The sequence below is a fragment of the Rhizobium freirei PRF 81 genome (assembly GCF_000359745.1).
GTDB lineage: Bacteria > Pseudomonadota > Alphaproteobacteria > Rhizobiales > Rhizobiaceae > Rhizobium > Rhizobium freirei.
Genome location: NZ_AQHN01000072.1, coordinates 276,872 through 285,367, shown reverse-complemented (window position 1 = coordinate 285,367; position 8,496 = coordinate 276,872). Strand labels below are relative to the sequence as shown.

9 protein-coding genes are annotated in these 8,496 nt (G+C 61.9%); 8 read left to right on the top strand and 1 reads right to left on the bottom strand.

The window, feature by feature from the left end:
- The coding region (locus tag RHSP_RS20355) for a LysE family translocator (RefSeq protein WP_037153190.1) at positions 1–632 on the bottom strand (632 nt) is incomplete at its 3' end.
- A 155-nt stretch (positions 633–787) separates the two neighbouring features.
- On the opposite strand from RHSP_RS20355, the gene radA reads away from it, so the two are divergent.
- The 8 genes from radA to RHSP_RS20315 all read left to right on the top strand — a co-directional run bounded on the left by radA (position 788) and on the right by RHSP_RS20315 (position 8,493).
- Complete coding sequence (radA, locus tag RHSP_RS20350) at positions 788–2,191, top strand: DNA repair protein RadA (protein ID WP_037153187.1); 1,404 nt, start codon at positions 788–790, stop codon at positions 2,189–2,191.
- A 90-nt stretch (positions 2,192–2,281) separates the two neighbouring features.
- Positions 2,282–2,902 carry a CvpA family protein gene (locus RHSP_RS20345; RefSeq protein WP_004121957.1) on the top strand — a complete coding sequence of 207 codons (621 nt, stop codon included), beginning with the start codon at positions 2,282–2,284 and terminating at the stop codon, positions 2,900–2,902.
- Between the two features lie 163 nt (positions 2,903–3,065).
- A complete protein-coding gene (gene purF / locus RHSP_RS20340) occupies positions 3,066–4,550 on the top strand; it encodes an amidophosphoribosyltransferase (RefSeq protein ID WP_004121955.1) in 1,485 nt (494 codons plus the stop codon).
- Positions 4,551–4,617: 67 nt separating this feature from the next.
- Positions 4,618–5,358, top strand: coding sequence for an SDR family NAD(P)-dependent oxidoreductase (locus tag RHSP_RS20335; protein WP_004121952.1), 741 nt, complete (start codon positions 4,618–4,620; stop codon positions 5,356–5,358).
- Between the two features lie 223 nt (positions 5,359–5,581).
- Positions 5,582–6,973, top strand: coding sequence for a cysteine--tRNA ligase (gene cysS, locus RHSP_RS20330; RefSeq protein ID WP_004121950.1), 1,392 nt, complete (start codon positions 5,582–5,584; stop codon positions 6,971–6,973).
- A 200-nt stretch (positions 6,974–7,173) separates the two neighbouring features.
- Positions 7,174–7,542 (top strand): endonuclease domain-containing protein, encoded by a 369-nt coding sequence (locus tag RHSP_RS20325; RefSeq protein ID WP_081615337.1) that lies wholly within the window; start codon positions 7,174–7,176, stop codon positions 7,540–7,542.
- A complete protein-coding gene (locus tag RHSP_RS20320) occupies positions 7,539–8,024 on the top strand; it encodes a GFA family protein (protein ID WP_004121946.1) in 486 nt (161 codons plus the stop codon). Before RHSP_RS20325 ends, RHSP_RS20320 begins: the two co-directional genes overlap by 4 nt.
- Positions 8,017–8,493, top strand: a complete 477-nt coding sequence (locus tag RHSP_RS20315) for a GFA family protein (protein WP_004121931.1) — start codon at positions 8,017–8,019, stop codon at positions 8,491–8,493. Before RHSP_RS20320 ends, RHSP_RS20315 begins: the two co-directional genes overlap by 8 nt.
- Positions 8,494–8,496 lie beyond the last annotated feature (3 nt).

Genomic DNA, 8,496 nt, shown 5'->3' with positions numbered 1-8,496 from the left:
CGCGCGCTGATCGCCAGCCGGACTCCAAGAGCCACGAACAGCGTACCGAGACCGCGATCCAGCCATAGTCCGAGGCTGCGGTTGCGCCTGAGAGCTTCCGTCAGACGGCCGCCGAGCAGGATGAGCGGCGGCTCGATGAAGGCGGCTACGACGATGATCAGGCTGCCGTGCAGCAATAGCTGCGCCCAGACCGGCCCGGCGCCCTCGACGACGAATTGCGGCAGGAAGGCGAGAAAAAAGATCGCGACCTTCGGGTTGAGCAGCGAGACCATGATGCCTTGCCGGTAGATGCGGCCCCACGACTGGGCCTTGCCGGTCTCCTTGATCCAGGCCCCCTCACCCTTTGAGCGCAGCGCCTGTATGCCGAGCCAGATGAGATAGGCGGCACCGACCCACTTGACCGTCGAGAAGGCGAGCGCCGAGGCGGCCAGGATCGCCGACAGGCCAGCAGCCGCCATCAGCACATGCAGACACGCGCCGCTCCAGATCCCGAACAGAGCCGCAAAACCGGAGCGCATGCCGCTTCTGATCGTGTGGCCGAGAATGAAGGCGATGTCCGGCCCTGGCGACAGATTGAGCAGCGTCGCGGCGGTCAGAAAAGCGATCCAGTGGGCAAGCGAATAGTCGAACATCAGTCTTCGTCCATAAAAAGGCCGGCATAAAGGTTGGCACGATCGCCGTTGATACGGAAATCATTAGTTTTGATAGGCCGCGAAAGACATTATCTGACTGCCCAAGCGATTCGCTGCGAAAAAACGGAGCAATTGAACTTTGAGAACAGCACTCGATGGCTAAGGCCCGTACACAATTCATCTGCCAGAACTGCGGCACGGTCCACAACCGCTGGGCGGGCAAGTGCGACAGCTGCGGCGCATGGAACACTATCGTCGAGGAAGATCCCATGGGCGGGATCGGCGGCGGCCCAGCCAGGACGCCGAGGAAGGGCAAGCCCGTAACGCTGACCTCGCTTTCGGGCGAGATCGAGGAGGCGCCGCGCATCCATACCGGCATCTCCGAGCTCGACCGCGCCACAGGCGGCGGCTTCGTGCGCGGCTCGGCCGTTCTCGTCGGCGGCGATCCGGGCATCGGCAAGTCGACACTGCTGATGCAGGCCGCGGCGGCGCTTGCCCGCCACGGGCACAAGATCGTCTATGTCTCCGGCGAAGAGGCCGTGGCGCAGGTTCGCTTGCGCGCGCAGCGGCTGCAGGCGGCCGATACGGACGTGATGCTGGCCGCAGAAACCAATGTCGAAGACATCCTGGCGACGCTTGCCGAGGGCAAGAGGCCGGACCTCGTCATCATCGATTCCATTCAGACGCTTTGGAGCGAATTGGCCGAATCCGCGCCCGGCACGGTCACGCAGGTGCGCACCGGCGTGCAGGCGATGATCCGCTTTGCCAAGCAGACCGGCTCGGCGATGGTGCTGGTCGGCCACGTCACCAAGGATGGCCAGATCGCCGGTCCGCGCGTCGTCGAGCACATGGTCGACGCAGTCCTCTATTTCGAAGGCGATCGCGGCCATCACTATCGCATCCTGCGCACGGTGAAGAATCGTTTCGGTCCGACCGATGAAATCGGCGTCTTCGAAATGTCCGACAAGGGCCTGCGCGACGTGCCCAATCCGTCGGAGCTTTTCCTCGGCGAACGCAACTCCAAATCGCCGGGCGCTGCCGTCTTTGCCGGTATGGAAGGGACGCGGCCGGTGTTGGTCGAAGTGCAGGCATTGGTCGCGGCGACATCGCTCGGCACGCCGCGTCGTGCGGTCGTCGGCTGGGATTCGGCACGGCTGTCAATGATTCTCGCGGTGCTCGAAGCGCATTGCGGCGTTCGCCTCGGCCAGCACGATGTCTACCTTAATGTCGCAGGCGGCTACCGCATTTCCGAGCCGGCTGCTGACCTCGCCGTCGCCTCTGCACTGGTTTCCTCTTTGGCCGGTCTTGCCCTTCCCGCCGATTGCGTCTATTTCGGCGAAGTCAGCCTGTCGGGCGCCGTCCGGCCGGTTGCGCACACCGGCCAGCGTCTCAAGGAAGCCGAGAAGCTGGGATTTTCCGCGGCCCTTCTGCCTGCCGCTTCCGCCGACCTGCCGAAGGTCAATGGCGGACGCTGGAGCGAGATCGAAAGCCTGCCGGATTTGGTGGCGCGCATAGCCGGATCGAAGGGCGCGCTCAAGCGTGCGGAAGATGAAGACTGAGCCTTACTTCAGCCGTCCTTGACGTAGAAGAGGCTCATACTGAGGCCGATGCCCGCCACATGGCGCGGCAAGTCTTGAAGTGGATTATACATGCCCATTACGATTTTCGACGGTATTGTTATCGGCGTTCTTCTGTTTTCCGCCGTTCTGGCCATGGTTCGCGGCTTTTCCCGCGAAATTCTCTCGATCGTCAGCTGGGGCGGCTCGGCCGTCGCTGCTTACTATCTCTATCCCCTGCTTCTTCCCTATGCCCTGCAATACAAGGCCGACACCAAGATCGCGACGATCGCTTCGGCCGGTGTCATCTTCCTTCTGGCGCTGATCATCATTTCCTTCATCACCATCCGGATTGCCGATTTCATCATCGACAGCCGTATCGGCGCGCTCGACAGGACGCTCGGCTTCCTGTTCGGCGCGGCGCGTGGCCTGCTGCTGATGGTTGTCGTGGTCGCTTTCTGGAACTGGCTCGTGGCGCCCGCGGCCCGGCCGGACTGGGTCAACAACGCCAAGTCGAAGCCCTTCCTCGATTCGATGGTGGAAAAGCTGAAGTCGGCGCTTCCTGAAAACGTGCAGGCAATGCTGCCGCCGGAGATCCTCAACAAGATCGCGCCGAACCAGCAGCATGCGCAGCCGCAGGCAGGTGGCGACAATGCCGCTCCGAACGATGCTGCGCCGTCGGATGATGCGCCGGCGCCGCAGACAAACAATTGACGGTGCGTTTACAGGCTTGACCTGCCGCCCGAGAATCGCCATTTGAGCGGTGTGACACTGAAAGATCCGGCCCGATATTTTTTCCGGCCGGATTTTCAGTTATTTTAATGGTCACCCGTGACGCCGCCCGATCCGCCCACGTTGAGAGCAAAGGCCAGCAGCCATGAACCGTTCCCTCTCCATCGAGAATGATATCGACGGCGATACTCTACACGAAGAATGCGGCGTCTTCGGCATTCTGGGACACCCCGATGCGGCGACGCTGACGGCCCTCGGTCTGCACGCCCTGCAGCATCGCGGCCAGGAGGCGGCCGGCATCGTCTGCTTCGATGGTCAGCGCTTCCATTCCGAACGGCGCATGGGTCTCGTCGGCGATCATTATACCGATCCGGCCACCCTCGCCCGTCTGCCCGGCGACCGCTCGATCGGCCATGTACGCTATTCCACGACGGGCGAAACCATTCTTCGCAACGTTCAGCCGCTGTTTGCCGAACTGGAAGTCGGTGGCATCGCGATTGCTCACAACGGCAATTTCACCAACGGCCTGACCATGCGCCGGCAGCTGATCGCCGACGGCGCCATCTGTCAGTCGACCTCGGATACCGAGGTCGTCCTGCATCTCATCGCCCGCTCCAAGCAAGCCTCCTCCTCCGACCGCTTCATCGATGCCATCAGGCAGATGGAGGGCGGCTATTCGATGCTCGCCATGACGCGTACGAAGCTGATCGCCGCGCGCGACCCGATCGGCATCCGGCCGCTGGTCATGGGCGAGCTCGACGGCAAGCCGATCTTCTGCTCAGAGACCTGTGCTCTCGACATCATCGGCGCGAAATATGTCCGCGACGTCGAAAACGGCGAGGTCATTATCTGCGAGATCCAGCCGGACGGTTCGATCACCGTCGACGAGCGCAAGCCGGAGGTTTCCCAGCCGGAGCGCCTCTGCCTGTTCGAATATGTCTATTTCGCCCGTCCCGATTCCGTCGTCGGCGGCCGCAACGTCTACGCCGCCCGCAAGAATATGGGTATCAACCTTGCCAAGGAAGCGCCTGTCGCCGCCGACGTTGTCGTGCCGGTGCCGGACGGCGGCACGCCTGCCGCCATCGGCTATGCCCAGGCAAGCGGCATTCCGTTCGAACTCGGCATCATCCGCAACCACTATGTCGGCCGTACCTTCATCGAGCCGACGCAGCAAATCCGCGCCTTCGGCGTGAAACTCAAGCATTCCGCCAACAGGGCCATCATAGAGGGCAAGCGCGTCGTACTGGTCGACGATTCCATCGTCCGCGGCACGACCTCGGTGAAGATCGTGCAGATGATCCGCGATGCCGGCGCCAGCGAAGTGCATATCCGCGTCGCCAGCCCGATGATCTTCCACCCGGATTTCTACGGCATCGACACGCCGGATGCCGACAAGCTGCTCGCCAACCAGTACAGCAGCCTGAAGGCCATGTGCGATTTCATCGGCGCCGATTCCCTCGAGTTCCTGTCGATCGACGGGCTCTACAGGGCTGTCGGCGGCGAGCCGCGCGATAATGCGCAGCCGCAGTTTACCGATCACTATTTCACCGGCGACTATCCGACGCGCCTGCTCGACAAGGAAAGCACCAGCAACGTGCGCAAGCTTTCCGTTCTCGCCAGCAACGGCTGAGCCCGGTCACGATTGACAGGGGCTGGCGTGCCCCTTTCTCTTTCCCACGCATTCGGATCAAGACAGCATGAGCGTCAATCTCAAGGACAAGATCGCCCTCGTCACGGGCGCATCGCGCGGCATCGGTTATTTTACGGCACTGGAGCTGGCCAAGGCCGGCGCGCATGTGATCGCCTGCGCCCGCACGGTCGGCGGGCTTGAGGAATTGGACGATGCCATCAAGGCCGCCGGTGGTTCGGCGACGCTCGTTCCCTTCGACCTTGCCGACATGAACGCCATCGATGCGCTCGGCGGCTCGATCTTCGAACGCTGGGGCAAGCTCGACATCCTCGTCGCCAATGCCGGCGTCCTCGGCGTGATCTCACCGATCGGCCATGTCGAGGCCAAGGTGTTCGAAAAGGTGATGACCATCAATGTCACCGCTACCTGGCGGCTGATCCGTTCGGTCGAGCCGCTGCTGATGCGCTCCGATGCGGGACGCGCCGTCATTCTTTCATCTGCCGCTGCGCATCGCTGCCGGCCTTTCTGGGGTCCCTATTCCGCGTCCAAGGCTGCCGTCGAGGCGATGGCCCGCACCTGGGCCGGGGAGACGCAGAGCACGCCACTGCGCATCACCAGCGTCGATCCGGGTGCCACGCGCACGGCCATGCGCGCCCAGGCCATGCCCGGCGAAGATCCGGACACGCTGCCGCATCCGCGTGAGGTCGCCCAGGCGATCCTGCCGCTCGTCGGCCCCGACGTCACCGAAACCGGCAAGCTGTTCGTCGTGCGCGAAAACAAGCTCGTCGACTACCGGATGCCCGAATAAAAAACACCCTCTCCCCGTGCGGGAGAGGCCTTCTCCCTACTTGACCAAATTCCTCCGGCGCGCGATAAAGCCGCCCATGAAAACGGTTATCTGCATTATCTGCCGGAAGATTATTCGCTAGCGCTTCGCTGGCCTGGCCGTTTTCGTCTCCCAAAATCCAAGATGACAAACGTCCGGCCTGCCGGTGACGGTATTTTTCGGATTTATGCCTTGGGAGAATGAAATGGGCACCGAGCTGCAACTGAAGTTCTACAACACGCTGACGCGCGAAAAGGTCGGTTTCCAGCCGATCGACCGCAATAACGTCCGCATGTATGTCTGCGGCCCCACGGTGTATGACTTCGCCCATATCGGCAATGCCCGCCCGGCCATCGTCTTCGACGTGCTTTTCCGGCTGCTGCGGCACGTCTATGGCGAAAGCCACGTTACCTATGTTCGCAACATCACCGATCTCGACGACAAGATCAACGCGCGCGCCTTGCGCGACCATCCTGGCCTGCCGCTGAACACGGCGATCCGGCTGGTAACGGAGAAGACCGAGCGGCAGTATCGCAAGGATACGACCGATCTCGGCTGCCTGGAGCCGACCGTGCAGCCGCGCGCAACCGATAGTATCGAGCAGATGATCACGATCATCGAGACGCTGATCGCCAAGGGTCATGCCTATCGAGCGGCCGGCGAAGTGCTGTTCGACACCAAGTCGATGGCCGATTACGGCCAGCTTTCCAAGCGCAATCTCGATGAGCAGCAGGCCGGCGCACGCGTCGCGGTCGACGAGCACAAAAAGAGCCCAGGCGATTTCGTGTTGTGGAAGCTCTCCGACGAAAACGAACCCGGCTGGGAAAGCCCTTGGGGTCGCGGCCGTCCAGGCTGGCATATCGAGTGCTCGGCCATGAGCGGCCGCTATCTCGGCGACGTCTTCGATATTCATGGCGGCGGTCTGGACTTGATCTTCCCGCATCATGAAAACGAACTTGCCCAGTCGCGTTGCGCCAATGGCACGCATGCCATGGCAAACGTCTGGATGCATAACGGCTTCGTGCAGGTCGAAGGCCGCAAGATGTCGAAATCGGAAGGCAATTTCGTCACGATCTACGAACTGTTGGAGACGGACAAGCTCGGTGGCCGGACATGGCCTGGCGACGTGCTGCGGCTTGCCATGCTGATGACGCATTACCGCGAGCCGATCGACTTCTCGGTGAAGCGCCTCGAGGAAGCGGAGCGGCTGATCGCCAAATGGCCGGCGGCCGATGTTAGCGGGGCGGCACCGGATCCGACGGTGCTTGCCGCTCTCGGCGACGATCTGAACACCGTTGCCGCCATCCAGGCACTGCATGCGCTGGCACAGGCTGCCAATGCCGACATCAGTCTCCTTCCCACCTTCGCGGCCAGCGCCGAGCTTCTCGGTCTGCTGCCGAAGAAGGCGGAGGTTGACGAAGCTGTTGTCGCAGAGATCGATACCAAGGTGCGTCAGCGTCTGGAATTGCTCAAAGCCAAGAACTTCGCCGAGGCCGACAAGCTTCGCGATGAACTGACGGCAAAAGGCATCCAGCTCAAGGACGGCAAGGATGCGGCGACGGGCGAGCGCATCACGACTTGGGAGATCAAGCGGTGAACCTGGTTACCCCCCTCTGTCACTTTCGTGACATCCCCCCCACAAGGGGGGAGATTGGGGGGAGTTTGCCGCTCTTGCGCACGCGAACACGAAGCCTAGTCTCCGCAGGTTCGATCTCCATTTGGGCCGAGCGAGCGCTACGGGTTAACAATCTCCCCCCTTGTGGGGGGGATGTCACGAAAGTGACAAAGGGGGGTACTTTGCCGCATACTCCAGTCCCGCCGAAGATCCGAAGCAATGCCCGCGGCATGCGCAAGGTCATGACGGACGCGGAACTTCGCCTCTGGAATGAGCTGCGCGCCCACCGCCTCATGGGGTTCGGCTTCCGCCGTCAATTACCCATCGCCGGCTACATTGTGGATTTCGCTTGCCCCGCCGAGAAGCTCATTGTCGAAGTCGACGGCTCTCAACATGCAAACGACCGTGATCGAACCTACGATCAGGGCCGTACCCGTCGCCTCGAAGCAGACGGCTGGACAGTCCTGCGCTTCTGGAATGACGATGTCCTCAAGGGTGTCGACAATGTCTGCATGCATATCCTCATCGTCGCTGGAAAGGATAAAGCATGACGGTCTCGACTTACACCGGCGGCTGCCAGTGCGGCGCGGTTCGCTTCAGGGTACGGGGCGAGCTGAAGGACGCGTCGATCTGTCATTGCCGCATGTGCCAGAAAGCCTTTGGCGCCTATTATGCGCCGTTGGTCTCGACGCGCGGCGCCGAACTGACATGGACACGCGGCGAGCGGAAGACATTTCAATCGTCCAACCACGTGAAGCGCGGCTTTTGCGCGGATTGCGGCACGCCGCTGACCTATGAAGCGCCGGATGGCATTGCGGTCGCGGCAGGCGCCTTCGACGATCCCTCGAAGCTGCCGCCCATCATACAATACGGCACGGAAGGCAAGATCGACTTTGTCGATCGGCTGCACCTGCTGCCGGGGCGTAGCACGGAAGAGGATGTAGCGCAGGCGCCTTTCGTTCTCGACATCGTGTCATACCAACATCCGGATTACGATACCTCAAGCTGGCCAGAGGAGAAGAGCCATGAGTGACGTCACCAAAAGCGGAGGATGCCAATGCGGCGCGGTGCGGTTTAGCATTCGCGGTCAACTCGGCCGCCCGTCGATCTGCCATTGCCGCATGTGCCAGAAACAGTTCGGCAATTTCTTCTCCGCGCTGGTGACGGCGCCGGATGAAGGCCTGGAATGGACACGCGGCGAGCCCACCTATTTCCAGTCTTCCGTCAATATCGACCGCGGCTTCTGCAAGAACTGCGGTACGCCACTCACCTATCGTCATCCCGGCGGCCTTGAAATCGCTATCGGCGCCTTCGACGAGCGCGACGATCTCGCCCCGCAGATCCAGGTCAACTATGCCAATCGCCTGCCCTGGGTCGACACGATCTTCGAAAAGCCAGTCCTGCAGGATCCGGATTTCTACGCCCGGCAGGAGCAGATCATTTCCTTCCAGCACCCCGATCACGACACTGATGTCTGGCCGGCGGGTGGACTGAAGATATGACCG

Excerpts from the sequence above, each read along its gene's own strand:
- radA (WP_037153187.1), top strand. The coding sequence starts at position 788 with ATGGCTAAGGCCCGTACACAATTCATCTGCCAGAACTGCGGCACGGTC.
- RHSP_RS20345 (WP_004121957.1), top strand. The coding sequence starts at position 2,282 with ATGCCCATTACGATTTTCGACGGTATTGTTATCGGCGTTCTTCTGTTT.
- purF (WP_004121955.1), top strand. The coding sequence starts at position 3,066 with ATGAACCGTTCCCTCTCCATCGAGAATGATATCGACGGCGATACTCTA.
- RHSP_RS20335 (WP_004121952.1), top strand. The coding sequence starts at position 4,618 with ATGAGCGTCAATCTCAAGGACAAGATCGCCCTCGTCACGGGCGCATCG.
- cysS (WP_004121950.1), top strand. The coding sequence starts at position 5,582 with ATGGGCACCGAGCTGCAACTGAAGTTCTACAACACGCTGACGCGCGAA.
- RHSP_RS20320 (WP_004121946.1), top strand. The coding sequence starts at position 7,539 with ATGACGGTCTCGACTTACACCGGCGGCTGCCAGTGCGGCGCGGTTCGC.
- RHSP_RS20315 (WP_004121931.1), top strand. The coding sequence starts at position 8,017 with ATGAGTGACGTCACCAAAAGCGGAGGATGCCAATGCGGCGCGGTGCGG.